The organism is Arthrobacter sp. 05T423 (assembly GCF_056396245.1).
In genome coordinates this window covers 39,934-57,891 of record NZ_JBFTLC010000005.1, presented here as the reverse complement: position 1 = coordinate 57,891, position 17,958 = coordinate 39,934, and the positions used below count along the sequence as shown (strand labels likewise).

The window sequence follows — 17,958 nt, the reverse complement described above, 5'->3', positions numbered from 1 at the left end:
TATGGGGTGAGGATTAGTGATTTCTGGCGGCTGATGGACGATGAATTCGGAGCCGGCTACTCGCGTGTGCTGGGCGGCTCGCTCGTCCTCGCCGGCGTGGGCGGCCGGACGGCCAACCAGGCCCTCGCCGCGGGCGTCAGTCCGCGCGACGTCTGGCTGGCGGTGTGCGACGTGCAGGATGTCCCCGACGAACGCCGGCTCGGCCGCGATATCAAGCCGCGCCAGGACGGGCCTTACCTGGCCTGAGAAGGCCCCCGACTTCGCCCAAGAAGCTGTTGACACGCCGAGCGGTTGTTCGAATATCTGTTCGGGTGCGACTATGCTTTTTGGCAGCGGGTTATCCACATATGCACGCCTGCCCGGCAATAATGTCAGAGGGTAGCGCTAGCGTCGGTGATGACAAACAAAGGGCCGCAGAGGCCCCTCCAAAGCGAGAAAGTATCAGAGGTGTGAATCATGGCCGCAGCCCCGGATCGCCAGAAGGCGCTCGACGCAGCGCTTGCCCAGATTGACAAGCAGTTCGGCAAAGGCTCAGTCATGCGCCTGGGCGACGAAGTCCGTGCGCCCATCGAGGTCATTCCGACCGGCTCCATCGCCCTGGACGTCGCGCTGGGAATCGGCGGTCTCCCGCGGGGCCGCATCGTGGAAATCTACGGACCGGAATCCTCGGGTAAGACCACGGTTGCCCTGCACGCCGTCGCCAATGCCCAGCGCCAAGGCGGCATTGCCGCCTTCATTGACGCCGAACATGCCCTGGATCCGGAATACGCCGCCAAGCTGGGCGTCGATACCGACGCGCTGCTCGTGTCCCAGCCGGACACAGGCGAGCAGGCCCTTGAAATCATGGACATGCTCATCGGTTCCGGCTCCCTGGATGTCGTCGTCATCGACTCCGTCGCCGCTCTCGTCCCGCGCGCCGAAATCGAAGGCGACATGGGCGACAGCCACGTCGGTCTCCAGGCCCGTCTTATGAGCCAGGCGCTGCGTAAGATCACTGGCCGCCTGAGCCAGACCAAGACCACCGCCATCTTCATCAACCAGCTGCGCGAAAAGATCGGTGTGTTCTTCGGTTCACCGGAAACCACCACCGGTGGTAAGGCGTTGAAGTTCTACGCGTCCGTCCGTATCGACGTCCGCCGCATCCAGACCCTCAAGGAGGGCGCGGACTCCGTGGGCAACCGCACCAAGGCCAAGATCGTCAAGAACAAGATGGCCCCGCCCTTCAAGATCGCTGAGTTTGACATTATTTACGGTCAGGGCATTTCCCGCGAGGGCGGCATCATTGACATGGGCGTGGAGCACGGCATCATCAAGAAGTCCGGGTCCTGGTTCACCTACGACGGTGACCAGCTCGGCCAGGGCATGGAGAACTCGCGCCGCTTCCTGCGCGACAACCCGGAACTGGCCGCGGAACTGGAACGGCTCATCAAGGAAAAGCTCGGCGTGGGAACCAAGCCTGCGGCCGATGCCGAAGCCTCACCGAAGCTGAAGGCCGTTGACGGTTTCTAGCAAACGCCGGTCCTCTCCGGCCTTCGCGAAGGCCGGAGAGGACCGCGAAGCAGGGCCCGGCCCCGATCCGGACGGGGACCGGGAGGCAGATCCGGCATCGGTCGCCCGCGCCATCGTTCTTCGCCAGCTGACCGCGTCGCCCAAGAGCCGCCTGCAGCTTGAACGCAAGCTGGCCGAGCGCAACGTACCGGAGGACGTCGCCGCGGCGGTGCTGGACCGCTTCGAAGAGGTCCGGCTGGTTGACGACGCCGAGTTCGCGGACATGTGGGTGCGGAGCAGGGCGCAGTCCCGCAAGCTGGCCAAGGGAGCGCTCCGCCGCGAACTCTCGGAAAAAGGCATTGACTCGGACACGGCGGCCTCGGCCCTGGAGCAGCTTAGCGACGAGGACGAGGAAGCCGCCGCGCGCCACCTCGTGGAACGCAAGCTGCGCCCGGGGACGGACCTGGCAGACCGGACGGAACGCGACAAGGCCACGCGGCGTCTCGCGTCCATGCTCGCCCGCAAGGGCTACCCGCCCTCGCAGGCCTTCCGGATCGTGGGCGAGGTGCTGGACGCTGCAGCCGGCGAGGCCACCGACGCGGCCACCGCACCCTGGGAGTGAACGCAGCCTCGGAGTGAGCGCGCCCCGGGATGGCCGCCCCTCGGAGCGCAGCCTCGGAGTGAGCGCGCCCCGGGATGGCCGCCCCCTCGGAGCGCACCCCAGGAGTGAGCGCAGCCGTTACCCTTAATGGGTGAGTCTGACCTATCCTTCCCCCGCAACCGGCACCGAGAACGCACCAACCGGCGACGCCGCTGTGCCCCGCACCTACCAGGTGCGTACCTTCGGCTGCCAGATGAACGTTCACGACTCCGAGCGCATGGCGGGGATGCTGGAGGCTGCCGGTTACGTACCGGCGGAAGGTGCCCAGGCCGACGTCGTGGTCTTCAACACCTGCGCGGTACGGGAGAACGCCGACAACAAGCTTTACGGCAACCTCGGCCAACTGGCGCCGATCAAGGCGGCCAACCCGGGGATGCAGATCGCTGTGGGCGGCTGCCTCGCCCAGAAGGACCGCGAAACCATCCTCAAGAAGGCGCCCTGGGTCGATGCCGTCTTCGGCACACACAACGTCGGTGCCCTGCCCGCCCTCCTGGACCGGGCGCGCCACAACCATGAGGCTCAGCTGGAGATCCTCGAGTCGCTGGACGTCTTCCCTTCCACCCTGCCCACCAAGCGTGACTCCGTCTATTCGGGGTGGGTGTCCATTTCGGTTGGCTGCAACAACACGTGCACCTTCTGCATCGTCCCCGCCCTGCGCGGCAAGGAAAAGGACCGCCGGCCGGGGGACATCCTGGCCGAAGTCCAGGCACTGGTGGATGACGGCGCCATCGAAGTGACACTTCTGGGCCAGAACGTGAACTCGTACGGGGTGGAGTTCGGGGACCGCCAGGCCTTCTCGAAGCTGCTGCGCGCCTGCGGCGAGATCCCGGGCCTGGAGCGGGTGCGCTTCACGAGCCCCCATCCGGCCGCATTCACCGACGACGTCATCGACGCCATGGCCGAGACGCCCAACGTCATGCCGCAGCTCCACATGCCGCTCCAGTCCGGATCGGACAAGGTCCTGCGGGACATGAAGCGTTCCTACCGGTCGACGAAATTCCTAGGAATCCTGGATAAAGTCCGCGCCAGGATGCCGCACGCAGCGATCTCCACGGATATCATCGTCGGTTTCCCCGGGGAAACGGAGGAGGATTTCCAGGCGACCCTGGACGTCGTCGAAAAGTCGCGCTTCGCCACCGCCTTCACCTTCCAGTACTCCAAACGTCCGGGCACGCCGGCAGCCGACCTGCCGGACCAGCTGCCCAAGGCCGTGGTGCAGGAACGATTCGAGCGACTCACCGCGCTCCAGGACCGCATCGCCGCGGAGGAGAACGCCAAGCAGCTGGGACGCCGCGTCGAGGTCATGGTCACAGCCCGGTCCGGCCGCAAGTCAGAAGAAACCCACCGGCTCTCGGGCCGTTCCCAGGACCAGCGGCTGGTCCACTTCACGGTTCCTGCCGGCGCTCCTGCTCCGAGGCCCGGGGACCTGGTGACCGTCACCATCACCGAAGCAGCCGCCTTCCACCTGATCGCCGATCCGGCCACCGCGGCGGATTACTCGCTGCGCCGGTCCCGTGCCGGCGACGCGTGGGACAGGGCCCAGGCCGACTCCTGCGGCGCCCCAACACCGGGTGGGGCACCAGGTGTGGTGGGCAGGACGGGTGTGTCGCTCGGCATGCCCTCACTTCCGGTGCGGAGCCGCTGACCCGGTGGCGGGCCAGCTCCCCGTCATAGCGGTTGTCGGACCCACGGGCTCGGGCAAGTCCGACCTCGCCGTCGAGCTAGCCCTGGCGCTGAACGGCGAGGTGATCAACGCCGACGCCATGCAGTTCTACCGCGGCATGGACATCGGCACCGCCAAGGTCACCGAGGCTGAACAGCGGGGCGTCCGGCACCACCTGCTGGACATCCTGGACGTGACGCAGGAGGCGTCGGTGTCGGACTTTCAGCAGCAGGCGAGGGACGCCGTCGCTGACATCCACCGCCGCGGCAAGCGCGCCATCCTGACGGGCGGATCGGGCCTGTATGTTCGCGCCGCCCTCGATGTGCTGGACTTTCCGGGAACTGATCCGGAAATCCGCACCCGGCTCGAACAGGAGAACGCCGCGGCAGGGACTGCAGCATTGCTGGACCGGCTCCGTGCGGTGGATCCCGTCTCCGCCGGGCGCCTCGGTGACGCCCGCCGCATCATCCGCGCCCTGGAGGTGTTCGAGCTGACCGGCCGCCCGTTCAGCTCCTTCATGCCAACCCGCGAGTACCACCAGCCGGCCATCCAGATCGGTCTGGCCGTGGACCGCGAGCAGCTGCGCGACCGGCTCGCCGTCCGCGTTCACCGGATGGTGGAGCGGGGGCTGCTGGCGGAGGTTGAACGGCTGGACGCCCAGGGGCTGCGCCGCGGAAGGACCGCCCCGCGTGCACTGGGCTACGCCCAGTTCCTCAGGGTGCTAGACGGCGAAGCGGACGTGGCGCAGGCAGCAGAAGAAACCATCGTGGCCACCAGGCAGTTCGCCCGCCGGCAACTGACGTGGTTCCGGGCCGACCCCCGCATCAGCTGGCTGGACTGGCAGGACCCTGAGCTGGCTGCGAAGGCAGCCGCCCTCTGCACCTGAGCCGGCACGCCGACGGACTTTGAGTAGGACACCTATGCCCCTCGCGCTTGCCACATCCAGGCCAGCGTCCGCCACCTGCGAGCCGGTCCGGGCCGTTTTCATGGGGCCGTGGCCGGGCGGGTAACCTTGAACCATGAATGAAACCCTTGCAGAAACAGCCGGGCCCGCCGCCGCCACACTCAGCGGACTGCGGTTCTCCAAGGGCCATGGAACCGGCAACGACTTCGTCCTGGTCGCTGATCCCGAGGGCGTGCACGTCATCTCTGCAGAGCAGGTCGCGCACCTGTGCGACCGCCACCGCGGAATAGGCGGCGACGGCCTTATCCGGGCCGTGCCGTCCCGGCTCCTTGACGAAGGCCGGCAGATCCTCGTTGAAAACCCGGACGCCGAATGGTTCATGGACTACCGCAACGGGGACGGTTCGCTCTCGGAAATGTGCGGGAACGGAGTTCGCGTGTTCGTCCACTTCCTCCTGGCCGAGGGCCTGGCCGTGCTGCCTCCCGGCGGGTCGCTGAGCATCGGCACGCGCGGGGGAGTCAAGACCATCGTCCGCTCAGGTGACGGCTACGCCGTCGACATGGGCCCCTGGGAGTTCATCTTCCCCGACGACGCAGCGGCCCGAGCCATGGATTCGCTCGTCAGCGCCGACGGACTGGAGGTGGCGCGGCCGGCGCTGTCCGTCAGCATGGGCAACCCACACACAGTCGTCGCGCTGGCCGAGCTGTCCGAACTCCGGGACACCCGGCTTTTCACGGCGCCGCATGTGGACCCGGCTCCCGCGAACGGTACCAACGTCGAATTCGTTGTTCCGGCCGAGCCACTGGTGCACGACGGCGTGGGCACCGTGACCATGCGGGTCCACGAGCGCGGCGTCGGCGAAACGCAGTCCTGCGGCACCGGCGCATGTGCCGCGGCAGTGGCCATCCGTCACTGGGCCGGGCCGGGCGCCCCGGACGCCTGGCAGGTCAAGGTGCCGGGCGGCGTCGTGGGTGTGAAGTTCTTCACCGTCGCCGGCGGCCGCGAGCACATTGTGCTCAGCGGCCCGGCAACGATCGTTGCTACCGGGACGCTTTCCTGACCCGCAGAATCCTGAAGGACTTGGACGTGTTTTCCCGCGTCACCGTGAAGGAGTCGTCCAGCACCCCCGCGAGCCAGCGCTGAAGCGAATCCGAGCCCAGGTTCTTCTGCACCACCAGCCAGGCCGAACCGCCAGGCGCCAGCCTCGGCAGCCACAGCAGCAGGAGTGAGTGGAGTTCATCCTTGCCGATGCGGATCGGCGGGTTGGACCAGATGGTGTCGAAGCGGACTTCCGGGTCCACATCTTCCGGCGTGCTGGCCGCGACGTTGCTCAGCCCGAGGATCTCGGCGTTCCCGTTCGTGAGTGCGATGCAGCGCTCGTTGACGTCCACGGCGTACACCTGTGCGTGCGGTGCCCGCAGCGCCATGGTCAGGGCGATGGGTCCCCAGCCGCAGCCGATGTCGAGCAGGTTTCCCTGCGGGGCAGGGGCGGGAGCCTCGGCCAGCAGAACGGATGTGCCCTTGTCAATTCCATCGGGGCTGAAGATGCCGGACGAGGTCTGCAGCTTCCGCGTTTCACCGGCCAGTTCCACTGTGAGGGGCTTGCGGGTGAACGGCCCTGCAGGTGAGGCGCTGAAATAGTGGGCAGACTCCATAAATGGCAGATTAGTGGGCCGCCCGCCCGATGGGAAACCGGGAGGATGCGAAAGCGGGCTCGGGTGTTCTGGTACCCTTGGAGGCATGTTCCTGATTTTTGAGTAGCCGGCTCCTTTTGCCCGCGGCTTCGGCCGCCGCTACCGGCCCGGGGCTCCCTTCCGAGGCGATGCAGGTTAATCACCTTCCGCCGCAGCGAAGCGAGAGACACAGCGCAGCTTTCAACACAGCGCAGCCCAAACAGCACTCAATCAGACCTCTTCCCGCCGGCGTTGCATGCCCGCTGCCGGCCAGTCAGGAGCACCTTGATGACCCCTCGCAGTCAGCCCAGCGCGAATACCGCAGCCAAGGGCGGCAATCAGCACTATTCTGAAGATGCAGAACCTTCAAAGGAGACCATGACCAATCAGCAAAATTCCGGATCCGGGCCAGCCGCCCAGGACATGAGTCCCGAGGAGATCCAGGCTGTCATCGACCGGATTCTCGCCAAGGACGTCCCGGCCAGGAATACGGCGGCAGGCGACAGCGGCCGCGCCGACAGCAAGGGCGTCCTGGGTAAGGCGCAGGCCATCTCGCAGCTCGCCGAAGAACACAGCACTTACGACGGCGACCAGCAGGACCTCGAAGAACGCCGGGCACTGCGCCGCACGGCCGGGCTGTCCACCGAACTCGAGGACGTCACCGAAGTCGAATACCGGCAGCTGCGCCTGGAGCGCGTAGTGCTGACCGGGCTCTGGACCGAAGGCACGCTTGCCGACGCCGAGAATTCCCTGCGAGAACTCGCTGCCCTGGCGGAAACAGCCGGCTCGGAAGTCCTCGACGGACTGGTCCAGCGCCGCGCCAAGCCGGACCCGGGCACTTTCCTCGGTTCCGGCAAGGCCCTGGAACTCAAGGACGTGGTGATGTCCACCGGCGCGGACACCGTGGTGGTGGACGCCGAACTCGCTCCATCCCAGCGGCGCGGCCTTGAAGACATCGTGAAGGTGAAGGTCATCGACCGCACGGCGCTGATCCTCGACATCTTCGCCCAGCACGCCAAGAGCCGCGAAGGTAAGGCCCAGGTGGAGCTGGCCCAGCTCGAATACCTCCTCCCACGCCTCCGCGGCTGGGGTGAATCGATGTCGCGCCAGGCCGGTGGCCAGGTGGGCGGCGCCGGCGCCGGCATGGGCTCGCGTGGTCCCGGTGAAACCAAGATCGAACTGGACCGGCGAAGGATCCGTACCCGGATGGCCAAGCTGCGGCGTGAGATCGCCGCGATGAAGCCGGCACGGGAGACCAAACGGGCCAACCGCCATCGTAATGAAGTCCCGTCCGTGGCCATCGCCGGATACACCAACGCCGGCAAGTCCTCGCTGCTGAACCGCCTCACCGACGCCGGAGTCCTGGTGGAGAACGCCCTGTTCGCCACCCTGGACCCCACCGTCCGCAAGGCCGAGACCTCCGACGGCGTCGGCTACACGCTGGCTGACACCGTGGGCTTCGTCCGTTCCCTTCCCACCCAGCTGGTGGAGGCCTTCCGCTCCACCCTTGAGGAAGTGGCGGATGCAGACCTGATCCTGCATGTTGTGGACGTGTCCCACCCGGACCCGGAAGGCCAGATCGCCGCCGTGCGCTCGGTGTTCGCCGAGGTGGATGCCCGCAAGGTGCCAGAGATCATCGTCCTGAACAAGGCCGATGCCGCCGACCCGTTTGTGGTGGAGCGGCTCAAGCAGCGCGAACCGCGGCACGTGGTGGTCTCGGCACGCACGGGGGAGGGCATTGCTGAGCTGCTCAAGGCGATCAGCGAGTCCATTCCCCGGCCGAACGTCAAGATGCAGCTCCTCGTGCCCTACCACCGCGGCGATCTCATCAGCAAGCTGCACGACTCCGACGCGGAGATCCTCAGCCTGGATCACGAGGAGGGCGGCACGCGCGCCGTCGTCATGGTCCGGGAAGGCCTCGCGGCTGAACTGGAATCCTTCATCACTAATGACTGACGGGGTGGCAGACGCCGCAGCCAGCGCCACGGCCGGCGAGCAGCATGTACTGGATCTGCTCGACCGTGCCGTGGCGGGCATGGGCGGCCAAAGCCGCAGCGGCCAGCATGAGATGGCCCGGCAGGTGGCACGTGCCATCGAGACCGGCGACCATCTGCTGGTTCAGGCCGGCACAGGAACCGGCAAGTCGCTGGCTTACCTGGTTCCGCTCATCGCCCATTCCCTCGAGAGCAACAAGCCCACCCTCGTCTCCACAGCCACCCTGGCGCTGCAGACCCAGATCGTCGGCCGGGACCTTCCCCGGCTGCTGGAAAGCCTCAAACCGGCACTCGACCGGCCCGTGAAGGTTGCGCTGGTCAAGGGCCGCGCCAACTACGTCTGCAGGCAAAAGCTTGAGGGCGGCTTTCCCACAGAGGAGCCGTCGGAGGGCCAGCTTTTCTCGCTGGGCGAGGACACCAGCGTCCCGCACTTCGCCGCGGCCATGGGCGGCCCCTCGTCACAGCTCGGCAAGGAGGTTGTCAGGCTCCGCGAATGGGCGAAACAGACCACGACGGGTGATCGGGACGAACTGCTCCCGGGCGTCACGGACCGGGCCTGGCGGCAGGTGTCCGTCACTTCCATGGAATGCCTCGGCGCGCAGAAATGCCCCCTCGCGGAGGAGTGCTTCAGCGAGCTGGCCCGGCACAACGCCGCCGAAGCCGACGTCGTGGTGACCAACCACGCCATGCTGGCCGTCAGCGCCTTCGAGGGCCTGGCCGTGCTGCCGGAGTACGACGTCGTGGTGGTGGACGAGGCCCACGAGCTCCAGGACCGGGTGACCGGCGCGGTTTCGGGGCAGCTATCGGTGGCCATGGTCCATGCCGCGGCCTCCGGCGCCCGCAAACACACTGGGATCACCGTAGATGCCCTCAACACAGCAGCCGCCAATCTCGAGGTGGCCCTGGTGGGCGTTCCCAGCGGGCTCCTGCCCAACGGCCTCAACGACGAACAGCTCGATTGCGTGGACCAGCTTCGCGAGGCGTGCCGGGCGGCACTGTCGGATTCCAAAGGGGACAGCAATACAACAGCCGACGGCGGCAGGCAGCTCGTGCGCTCCCGCCTCCTGGTGATCTTGGAACTTTGCGAGCGGCTGGTCGCCGCCAGGGAAAACCGCGAGGTGGTCTGGTTCTCCCGGAACAGCACGTTTGATCCCCAGCAGGGTTACTCGGCGCCGGACGAGACGGCCCCGGCGCTGGTCAACATCGCCCCGCTGAGCGTCGCAGGCCGGCTCCGGGAAGGCCTGTTTGCGGGGCATACCGTGGTGCTGACATCGGCCACGCTTGCCATCGGCTCCGCCTTCGAACCTGCCGCCGGCGGGCTGGGCCTGGTCGGGGACGGTGCGCCGAGCTGGACGGGCGTCGACGTCGGTTCGCCCTTCGACTACCCCAGGCAGGGCATCCTCTATGTGGCCGGCCACCTGCCGAAGCCGGGCCGGGGCACGTCACCTGAGGCGCTGGACGAACTCGAGTCACTGATCCGCGCCTCCGGAGGGGGAGCCCTCTGCCTGTTCTCCTCACGGCGGGCCGCGGAGGAAGCGGCAGACGCCCTTCGGACGCGGCTGGATGTCAGCATTCTCTGCCAAGGCGAATCCACCATGACGGCCCTCGTGAAACAGTTTGCCGACGAGCCCGACACCTGCCTGTTCGGCACGATGTCACTGTGGCAGGGCGTCGACGTGCCGGGCGGTTCCTGCCGCCTGGTGGTGATTGACAGGATTCCCTTCCCCCGCCCGGACGACCCACTCATGACCGCCCGCTCCCGGGCCGTTGCCCAGGCCGGCGGCAACGGCTTCATGTCCGTGTCCGCCACCCACGCGGCCATCAGGCTGGCCCAGGGGGCGGGACGTCTCATCAGGTCCACGAACGACAAGGGCGTGGTGGCGGTGCTGGATTCCCGGCTGTCCACGGAACGCTACGGCGGATTCCTGCGGGCTGCACTTCCGCCGTTCTGGCCGACGACAGACCGGAAGACCGCCGTGGCGGCGCTGGAAAGGCTCGCCGGAGCGCAGGCGTGACAAAGCCCCGGGCAAAAAGCTGCCCGGGGCTACAAGCTGCCCGGGGCTACAAGCTCCAGAGACTACAGCGAGCGGAGTACGGAAACCACTTTCCCCATCACAACGGCGTGGTCACCGAGGATGGGCTCATACTGGGTGTTCTGCGGTAGCAGCCATGTGTGTCCGTCCCGCTGCCGGAACGTCTTGACCGTGGCTTCGTCGTCGAGCAGCGCAGCGACGATGTCGCCATTGACCGCGTCGCTCTGCCGCCGGACCACTACCCAGTCGCCGTCGCAGATGGCGGCATCCACCATGGAATCGCCCGCGACCTTGAGCATGAACAGTTCACCGTGCCCCACCAACTGGCGGGGCAAGGGCATCAGATCCTCCACCATCTGGTCGGCGAGTATGGGTCCGCCGGCGGCGATCCGGCCGACCAGCGGCACCATTGCCGTGTCCATGGCGCTGGGCAGTTCGGACACGGAAGCGTCTGCTGACCTGAGTGCTGGGGCTTTGTCCGCACCGGCAGACTTCGCCGTGCCCGCATCCAGAGTGAGCGGCATCAGCACCTCCATGGCTCGCGGCCGCTTGGGATCGCGCCGCAGGTAGCCAAGCTTTTCCAACTGGGAAAGCTGATGGGTCACGCTGGACAGGCTGGCCAGGCCGACGGTGTCGCCGATTTCCCGCATGGACGGCGGGTAACCGTTGTCGTTGACCGAGCGCTGGATGGTCTCCAGGATCTTCTTCTGCCGGACAGTAAGTCCCTTGGGGGTCCGCTGAGACCGCGGGCTGCGCTGGGGAGCCTTGCCGTCAGAGGCCTGTGCTGCCATGTTCGCCAACGCCTTTCCGTTCCTCCCGGCCGCGGTCGCTGCAGTGGCCGGGAACTTCCGGCCTGAAAAATGTCAGACCCTGCTGATCAACTGCAGATGTGGTTGTTCTGTGATTTCCAACGTAGGCCAGCCATAAGGCTTTTTCAAACATTTGTTCTAGCGAGTCTCGACTTAATTCGTTGATAGGTGCTAAAACTAGAAAAAGCAAAGTTCGAACATGTGTTCTAGTGAGGGCCGCTTGATAGCCCGGTGTTCGAATTGTTTGTTCGAATGCGAGGCAGTACAAATCGGTCCAGGAGGGCTCACGCCATGTCAGCTTCAACAGCAGCATCAACTTCAACGGCGGCGTCACGTTCAACGGGAGTGTCACGTTCAGCGGGAGTGTCCCGTTCAGCCACTGTCCAGTACGTGGATTTCCATCGCGCTACAGTCGGCGGCGCGGCGCCTCAGCCCCGTGCAGTGTCCCGGCCCGGCAAGCCGCCGCGCCTCCGCCTCACCCGTCGCGGCCGGATTGTCCTGATCGGCCTGCCGCTGGTCCTTCTGGCCGCCGTCATCCTGTCCCTGGCAGGGCTGCTGAACTCGCCCGCCAAGGCCGCCGATGCTGCGGGCGGCCTGAGCGTCACGCCCACGGTTTCGGTCACGGTGCAGCCCGGCGAATCGCTGTGGGCCATTGCCGGACATGTCGATCCGTCCCGCGACCCCCGGGATGTGATTGCGGACATCGTCCAGCTCAATGACCTTCAGGCCGGGAAGGTCATGCCCGGCCAGCAGCTGTTTGTGCCCACCAAGTAAGTGGACCCACTAAGACAGACAGGCCGGTCCGAATGACGTGACCTCTGGCGCCGGAACGCCACGACTTCGCCAGGTTCCGGGTTGCGGAACCGTCACAGTTTCCGGCGAACGCTGCGGATTACTTAAACTGTCTAGGTGACTGACCAGCTTGAGCGACTGAACCGACTGCCCCTGCGGACCAACCTGAGGGGACTGAGCCCTTACGGCGCCCCGCAGTTGGATGTTCCGATCCTGCTCAACGTCAACGAGAACACGCATGGGGTGCCGGCCGATGTGCGGGCGGCCATCTCCGCGGCGGTAACCGAGGCCGCCGCCGGGCTCAACCGCTACCCTGACCGTGAATTCACCGAACTCCGGGAAGCCCTGGCGGAATACCTTGACCACGGGCTCAGCGCGGAGAACCTTTGGGCAGCCAACGGCTCCAACGAGGTCCTGCAGCAGATTCTCCAGGCCTTTGGGGGCCCGGGCCGGTCGCTCCTGAGCTTTCCGCCGACGTACTCCATGTACCCGCTCCTCGCCAGCGGCACGGACACGGCCTACATAGCCGGCAAGCGAGCTGATGACTACGGCCTCAGTGCCGAGTCGGCCGCAAGCCAGGTGCGCGAACTCCGGCCCAACATCGTTTTCCTGTGCTCGCCGAACAACCCCACCGGAACCGGCCTTGGCCTGGATGTGGTGGAGGCCGTCTACGATGCGGGCGAGGCGAGCCAGGCAGTCGTGGTGGTGGACGAGGCTTACCACGAGTTCGCGCACGACGGCACGCCCAGCGCCCTCACGCTGCTGCCGGGCCGCGAGCGGCTCATCGTCTCCCGGACCATGAGCAAGGCGTTCGCGCTTGCCGGCGCACGCCTCGGCTACATGGCCGCGGCCCCGGAAGTGACCGACGCCCTCCGGCTGGTGCGCCTGCCGTACCACCTCTCGGCAGTCACGCAGGCAACCGCCCTGGCGGCGCTGCGGCACCGGGAGGCACTCATGGCCGATGTTCAGGACATCAAGCGGCAGCGCGACCGGATTGTCGCCGAGTTGACGCGGATGGGGCTGCGGCCTGCGGCGTCCGACTCCAACTACGTCTTCTTCGGCGGGCTGGAGAATCCCCACCTGGTCTGGCAGGAACTGCTGGACACCGGGGTCCTGATCCGGGACGTCGGCATCGCAGGCCACCTGCGGGTCACCGCCGGAACTGAGACGGAAACCACAGCCTTCCTGGACGCACTGGAAAGCATCCTGGCCAGGCAGTCCGCACTTCCGGCCTAAACTTGGATATGGACCAGGTCAGGTCCGACCCCATCCTTCGTCAAAGGACATTCATCACCATGAGCGACACCGGAACCAAGGCTGCCGAGGCACGGACTGCACGCATGGAGCGTGCCACCAGCGAATCCTCCGTGCTGGTGGAGATCAACCTCGACGGCACCGGAGTGTCGGACATCAGCACATCGGTCCCGTTCTACGACCACATGCTGACGGCGCTGTGCAAGCACTCACTCATCGACATGACCGTCAAGGCCACCGGCGACACCCACATCGACGTCCACCACACCGTCGAGGACGTTGCCATCACTTTCGGCGAGGTGCTCCGCACGGCCCTGGGCAACAAGGCCGGCATCCGCCGCTTCGGCGAGGCCACCGTGCCCCTGGACGAAGCTCTCGCGCACGCCGTCGTTGACGTCTCCGGCCGGCCCTACCTGGTGCACGGCGGCGAGCCCGCCGGGCAGGAGTACCACCTGATCGGCGGCCACTTCACAGGATCGCTGACCCGGCACGTCTTTGAGGCAATCACGCTGCACGCCGGCATCTGCCTGCACATGAGCGTCATCGCCGGTCGCGACCCGCACCACATCGTGGAAGCCCAGTTCAAGGCCTTCGCGCGGGCCCTTCGTGCAGCCGTCGAGCCGGATCCCCGCGTCGAGGGCATTCCGTCCACCAAGGGGGCACTGTGACCGGAAAAGTATTGCGCGAGGGCGCAATCATCGATCCCTCGGCCACGCTGAAGCCGGCTTCCCCGGAGGGCAAGCCCACCGTCACCGTCCTGGACTACGGCTCCGGCAACGTCCGCTCGGCCGTGCGAGCCCTGGAACGCGCCGGTGCCGAGGTCATCCTCAGCTCCAAGCCCGAGGACGTGCTGAACGCCGACGGGCTGGTTGTGCCCGGCGTCGGCGCCTTCGAAACCGTCATGGGTGAGCTCAAGGCGGTGGACGGAATCCGTATGATCGGGCGCCGCGTTGCGGGTGGCCGTCCGGTCCTGGCCATCTGCGTCGGCCTGCAGGTGCTCTTTGAGGCCGGCGTCGAACACGGAACCGAAGCCGAAGGCATGGGGGAGTGGCCCGGCAAGGTGGAACTCCTGCCGGCCGAAGTGGTGCCGCACATGGGCTGGAACACTGTCAATGTCCCGGAAGGCTCCAGGCTTTTCGACGGTGTGGAAGGTGAGCGCTTCTACTTCGTGCACTCCTACGGTGTCCAGAACTGGGACTTCGATGTGATCCAGCCCCGGATGGCGCCGCCCCTGGTTACGTGGTCCGAGCACGGTGCCCCCTTTATCGCCGCCGTGGAGAACGGCCCGCTCTGCGCCACCCAGTTCCACCCGGAAAAGTCCGGTGACGCCGGCGCACGGCTCCTGAAGAACTGGGTCGACGGACTCCGCGGGCCGCATTCCCGGCAAGCAGCGGGCGCCTAGATGTGGTCAATCCTCCTGATGGGACTGGCCGGCCTCATGGTGGGCGGCGGGCTGTCCTTCAGGCAGCAGCGCAAGCCGCTCTGGATCCAGATCGGCTTCTACGCGCTGGCTGCCATGTCGCTGCTGGCCGCCTACCTGCTGACCCTTCCGGGCAAGTAACCCCTAACCCGCCGTTCGCGCCGCAGGAATCGGCACGCACGGGAACAGCGCCCCACGAACTACAGCGCCTACAAGAACTGAGGACCCCCAGATGACCAGCCAAAATGAGCTGCCGGCTCTTGAACTGCTACCCGCCGTCGACGTCGTGAACGGCCAGGCGGTGCGCCTGGTCCAGGGTGAGGCCGGCAGCGAAACAAGCTACGGGACGCCCCTGGAAGCTGCCCTCAACTGGCAGCAGCAGGGCGCGGAGTGGATTCACCTGGTGGATCTGGACGCTGCCTTCGGACGCGGCTCCAACGCGGACCTGCTGCGCGAAGTGGTGGGCCGGCTGGACATCAAGGTAGAGCTCTCCGGCGGCCTTCGGGACGACGAGTCGCTGGAGAAGGCGCTGGACCTCGGTGTTGCCCGGGTAAACCTCGGAACCGCCGCCCTGGAGAACCCGGAATGGACTGCGCGGGCCATCGACCGCTTCGGTGACCGGATCGCCGTCGGCCTCGACGTCCGGGGGACCACGCTGGCCGGACGCGGCTGGACTAAGGAAGGCGGTGACCTCTGGGACGTGCTGGGCCGCCTCGAAGACGCCGGGTGCGCCCGCTACGTGGTCACCGACGTCACCAAGGACGGCACGCTGCAAGGGCCGAACGTTGAACTGCTGCGGCGGATGGTGGAGAAGACCGGCAAGCCAGTGGTAGCTTCCGGCGGCATTTCCAGCCTCGATGACCTTAAGGTCCTTCGTTCCCTGGTGCCGCTCGGCGTCGAAGGCGCCATCGTGGGCAAGGCGCTGTACGCCGGTGCCTTCACTCTGCCCGAGGCCCTCGACGTCGCCGGCCGCCGCTAGGACGCCGTTGTGACCGAGCACCAGGGCAATTCCACGCACCGCGGCGGACCGGCAGCGGACCTGCCGCCGGCACGCCGGCTGCCCGGTCATATCGAGGCCGCCCTCGCCGGGGCGGGAGGCACCACCGATTCCGCGGGGCAGCCCTGGGCGGGGCGCAGCCTCACCGGCGATGACGCCAAGATCCACAACTTCGAGGACGACGACGGCACGGCCGACGCTGGCTACCTCACCGCGGTCGCAGCCCTCGTGACGGGCGCCGGTGAGGAAGCCGCGGTGGTGGCCTCGCTGGCCACCGCCCGCGTCTTTGTTCCCGTGGTGGCGCAACTGGCGGAGGAAGCCGAAGGGGCGCACGGCGTGCACGCCGACAAACAGGCGGACATGGCGCTGGTGACGCTCAAGGCGCCGGACGGCCGCCTCGCCATGCCGATCTTCACTACGGCAGCAGCCCTGACAGCATGGCACCGGGACGCGCGCCCCGTGGCCGTTTACGCCGCGAGGGCCGCCCTGTCGGCCGTCGCCGAAGGCGCCGAGCTGCTGGTTGTGGACCCCGGCTCCGAAGTGACCTTCGTGGTCCGGCGCCCGGCCGTCTGGGCCCTCGCGCAGCAGAGGCAGTGGGTCCCGGCCTACGCGGACGCCGAGCTGGCCACGGTGCTGCGCACCGGAGCGGAGGGCAAACCCGCAGTGCGCGCACTTGACGTCCTTCCTGGCGGGGGAGTGGCCACCACTACGGCCTCCGGCAGCCGCGTTGAAGGCGGCGGAGCCGGACCGGAACTGCGTGTGGTGCTCTACCTGGAGGACGGCCTGGACGCGGCTGCGGTGCAGGCGCTCGTTGCCGGCCTCCAGACCGAGTGGAGCCGGAATGTATTGTTTGGTGAGCGCGTTGATTCGATCGAAGTCAAACTAAGGCGCGCCGCGCAGTAACCGCCGACCGGTGGAGGTCCCTTCCGTTGCTGTCCGGCCGCGGAATTGAGGACCCAGCCGTGAATTTCAGCCTGTACCGGGAGCTGCTGGCCGTCCGGCCGATCCGCCGTCTCCTGGCGGTCGGCATGATTGCCCGCATCCCGCATTCGGCAGCGGGGGTCCTGCTGACCCTGCACATCGTCCTGACCCTCGGGGAGGGATATGCGGCCGCCGGAACTGCAGCGGCCGTGATGACCATCGGCATCGCGCTCGGCGCACCATGGCGCGGCCGGCGTGTGGATACGGCGGGCCTGCGGACTGCGCTGATTCCTTCGGTGATTTCGGAAACCGTCATCTGGTCCATCGTGCCGCACGTGTCCTACCAGTGGCTGCTGCCGCTGGTGTTCGTGGGCGGACTGCTGACGCTTCCCATTTTCAGTCTTGTGCGGCAATCCCTGGGTGTCCTGGCGGACGGAGACCAGCGCAGGACCGCCTTCGCACTGGATGCGGTCAGCACGGAGCTGGTCTTCATGATCGGCCCGGCCGCCGGTGCTGTGGTGGCCACGAGCGGCCAGTCGGTGCTTGGGCTGACCGCCGTCGGTGTCTCGACATCGCTGGCCGGACTCTTCCTCATGTGGTTCAACCCGCCTACCCGCAGTGCCGTACGCTCCGAGTCCTGCGATGCGGACGAACAGGTTGCCGCCGAGGTTGCCGTTGTTGCCGCCGCCCCCGCACACCTGCAAGAGGCTGCGGCCGAACTCGGTCCTGCGTCCGCGGGCAGCAGGCGCCGGGCAGTCCTGCGGCGCAGGGTGGCCAACAGCTTCGGCTGGTTCACCGCGGCGGTAGCCGCGGTGTTCGCCGTTGCTGGGGGCGCGGGCATGGTGCTCAGCGGCACCGACGTTGGCATTGTGGCCGCGCTGGAGACTGGCGGGCACCAGCGCGAAATTGGCGTGGTGTTCCTCTTCTGGTGCGCCGCATCGGTGATCGGCGGCCTCATCTACGGAGCCATGCACCGGGCGGTTTCCCCGATCCTCCTGCTGTTGGGAATGGCTGCCCTGACCATCCCCATGGGCTTTGCCACTGACACCCTGACCCTCAGCCTGCTGTCGCTGCTGCCGGGCCTCCTCTGCGCGCCTGTCCTATCGGCGGCATCGGAGAAGGTGGCCGAGCTGGTCGACGAGGCCAGGCGCGGCGAGGCCATGGGCTGGTATGGGTCGGCGCTGACCGCCGGCGTGGCTTTGGGGGCTCCACTGGCCGGACTTTTCATCGACAGCATCGGCCCGGCGGGAGGCTTCGTGTCCGTCGGCGTGGCCGGCGTGCTCCTGTGCGTCGCGGGGCTGGTCCTGCAGCAGCTCCGCCGCCGCGCCGCCTCGATCTGACCCTCCCGG

General features: G+C 67.1%; 18 protein-coding genes. 16 read left to right on the top strand and 2 right to left on the bottom strand.

Annotated elements, in window-relative coordinates; translation table 11 throughout:
- Nucleotides 1–6: 6 nt before the first annotated feature.
- The 6 genes from AC1DFE_RS05930 to dapF all read left to right on the top strand — a co-directional run bounded on the left by AC1DFE_RS05930 (nt 7) and on the right by dapF (nt 5,776).
- On the top strand, nt 7–246 hold the full coding sequence (locus AC1DFE_RS05930) for a DUF3046 domain-containing protein (RefSeq protein WP_476904981.1): 240 nt from the start codon (nt 7–9) through the stop codon (nt 244–246).
- A 210-nt stretch (nt 247–456) separates the two neighbouring features.
- Nucleotides 457–1,509 (top strand): recombinase RecA, encoded by a 1,053-nt coding sequence (recA, locus tag AC1DFE_RS05925; RefSeq protein WP_476904980.1) that lies wholly within the window; start codon nt 457–459, stop codon nt 1,507–1,509.
- A gap of 112 nt (nt 1,510–1,621) precedes the next feature.
- Complete coding sequence (locus AC1DFE_RS05920; protein ID WP_476905153.1) at nt 1,622–2,110, top strand: regulatory protein RecX; 489 nt, start codon at nt 1,622–1,624, stop codon at nt 2,108–2,110.
- Between the two features lie 130 nt (nt 2,111–2,240).
- Nucleotides 2,241–3,794: a tRNA (N6-isopentenyl adenosine(37)-C2)-methylthiotransferase MiaB gene (gene miaB / locus AC1DFE_RS05915; RefSeq protein WP_476904979.1), complete on the top strand. Its 1,554-nt coding sequence runs from the start codon at nt 2,241–2,243 to the stop codon at nt 3,792–3,794.
- Nucleotides 3,795–3,798: 4 nt separating this feature from the next.
- Complete coding sequence (gene miaA / locus AC1DFE_RS05910) at nt 3,799–4,698, top strand: tRNA (adenosine(37)-N6)-dimethylallyltransferase MiaA (protein ID WP_476904978.1); 900 nt, start codon at nt 3,799–3,801, stop codon at nt 4,696–4,698.
- 133 nt (nt 4,699–4,831) lie between these two features.
- Entirely contained in the window at nt 4,832–5,776 is a 945-nt protein-coding gene (gene dapF, locus AC1DFE_RS05905; protein ID WP_476904977.1) for a diaminopimelate epimerase, read from the top strand.
- On the opposite strand, the gene AC1DFE_RS05900 is transcribed toward dapF, so the two are convergent.
- On the bottom strand, nt 5,757–6,371 hold the full coding sequence (locus tag AC1DFE_RS05900; RefSeq protein WP_476904976.1) for a class I SAM-dependent methyltransferase: 615 nt from the start codon (nt 6,369–6,371) through the stop codon (nt 5,757–5,759). The genes dapF and AC1DFE_RS05900 overlap by 20 nt on opposite strands.
- A 396-nt stretch (nt 6,372–6,767) precedes the next feature.
- Between AC1DFE_RS05900 and hflX the strand changes: the two genes are divergently transcribed.
- Both hflX and AC1DFE_RS05890 read left to right on the top strand, forming a co-directional pair.
- Nucleotides 6,768–8,345: a GTPase HflX gene (gene hflX / locus AC1DFE_RS05895; RefSeq protein ID WP_476904975.1), complete on the top strand. Its 1,578-nt coding sequence runs from the start codon at nt 6,768–6,770 to the stop codon at nt 8,343–8,345.
- Nucleotides 8,338–10,398, top strand: coding sequence for an ATP-dependent DNA helicase (locus AC1DFE_RS05890; RefSeq protein WP_476904974.1), 2,061 nt, complete (start codon nt 8,338–8,340; stop codon nt 10,396–10,398). Before hflX ends, AC1DFE_RS05890 begins: the two co-directional genes overlap by 8 nt.
- Nucleotides 10,399–10,460: 62 nt before the next feature.
- On the opposite strand, the gene lexA is transcribed toward AC1DFE_RS05890, so the two are convergent.
- Nucleotides 10,461–11,207: a transcriptional repressor LexA gene (gene lexA / locus AC1DFE_RS05885; RefSeq protein ID WP_476904973.1), complete on the bottom strand. Its 747-nt coding sequence runs from the start codon at nt 11,205–11,207 to the stop codon at nt 10,461–10,463.
- Nucleotides 11,208–11,666: 459 nt separating this feature from the next.
- On the opposite strand from lexA, the gene AC1DFE_RS05880 reads away from it, so the two are divergent.
- The 8 genes from AC1DFE_RS05880 (at nt 11,667) to AC1DFE_RS05845 (ending at nt 17,949) form a co-directional block, all read left to right on the top strand.
- Nucleotides 11,667–11,999, top strand: coding sequence for a LysM peptidoglycan-binding domain-containing protein (locus AC1DFE_RS05880; protein WP_476905152.1), 333 nt, complete (start codon nt 11,667–11,669; stop codon nt 11,997–11,999).
- A gap of 135 nt (nt 12,000–12,134) precedes the next feature.
- The gene (locus AC1DFE_RS05875) at nt 12,135–13,253 is read left to right on the top strand and encodes a histidinol-phosphate transaminase (protein WP_476904972.1); all 1,119 of its coding nucleotides are present in this window, start codon (nt 12,135–12,137) and stop codon (nt 13,251–13,253) included.
- 59 nt (nt 13,254–13,312) lie between these two features.
- Nucleotides 13,313–13,939: an imidazoleglycerol-phosphate dehydratase HisB gene (gene hisB / locus AC1DFE_RS05870; protein WP_476904971.1), complete on the top strand. Its 627-nt coding sequence runs from the start codon at nt 13,313–13,315 to the stop codon at nt 13,937–13,939.
- Nucleotides 13,936–14,673: an imidazole glycerol phosphate synthase subunit HisH gene (gene hisH / locus AC1DFE_RS05865; RefSeq protein ID WP_476904970.1), complete on the top strand. Its 738-nt coding sequence runs from the start codon at nt 13,936–13,938 to the stop codon at nt 14,671–14,673. Before hisB ends, hisH begins: the two co-directional genes overlap by 4 nt.
- The gene (locus tag AC1DFE_RS05860) at nt 14,674–14,832 is read left to right on the top strand and encodes a hypothetical protein (protein WP_476904969.1); all 159 of its coding nucleotides are present in this window, start codon (nt 14,674–14,676) and stop codon (nt 14,830–14,832) included.
- Between the two features lie 91 nt (nt 14,833–14,923).
- The gene (gene priA / locus AC1DFE_RS05855; RefSeq protein ID WP_476904968.1) at nt 14,924–15,670 is read left to right on the top strand and encodes a bifunctional 1-(5-phosphoribosyl)-5-((5-phosphoribosylamino)methylideneamino)imidazole-4-carboxamide isomerase/phosphoribosylanthranilate isomerase PriA; all 747 of its coding nucleotides are present in this window, start codon (nt 14,924–14,926) and stop codon (nt 15,668–15,670) included.
- 9 nt (nt 15,671–15,679) lie between these two features.
- A complete protein-coding gene (locus tag AC1DFE_RS05850) occupies nt 15,680–16,591 on the top strand; it encodes an SseB family protein (protein ID WP_476904967.1) in 912 nt (303 codons plus the stop codon).
- Between the two features lie 59 nt (nt 16,592–16,650).
- A complete protein-coding gene (locus tag AC1DFE_RS05845) occupies nt 16,651–17,949 on the top strand; it encodes an MFS transporter (protein ID WP_476904966.1) in 1,299 nt (432 codons plus the stop codon).
- The last annotated feature ends 9 nt before the right edge of the window (nt 17,950–17,958 follow it).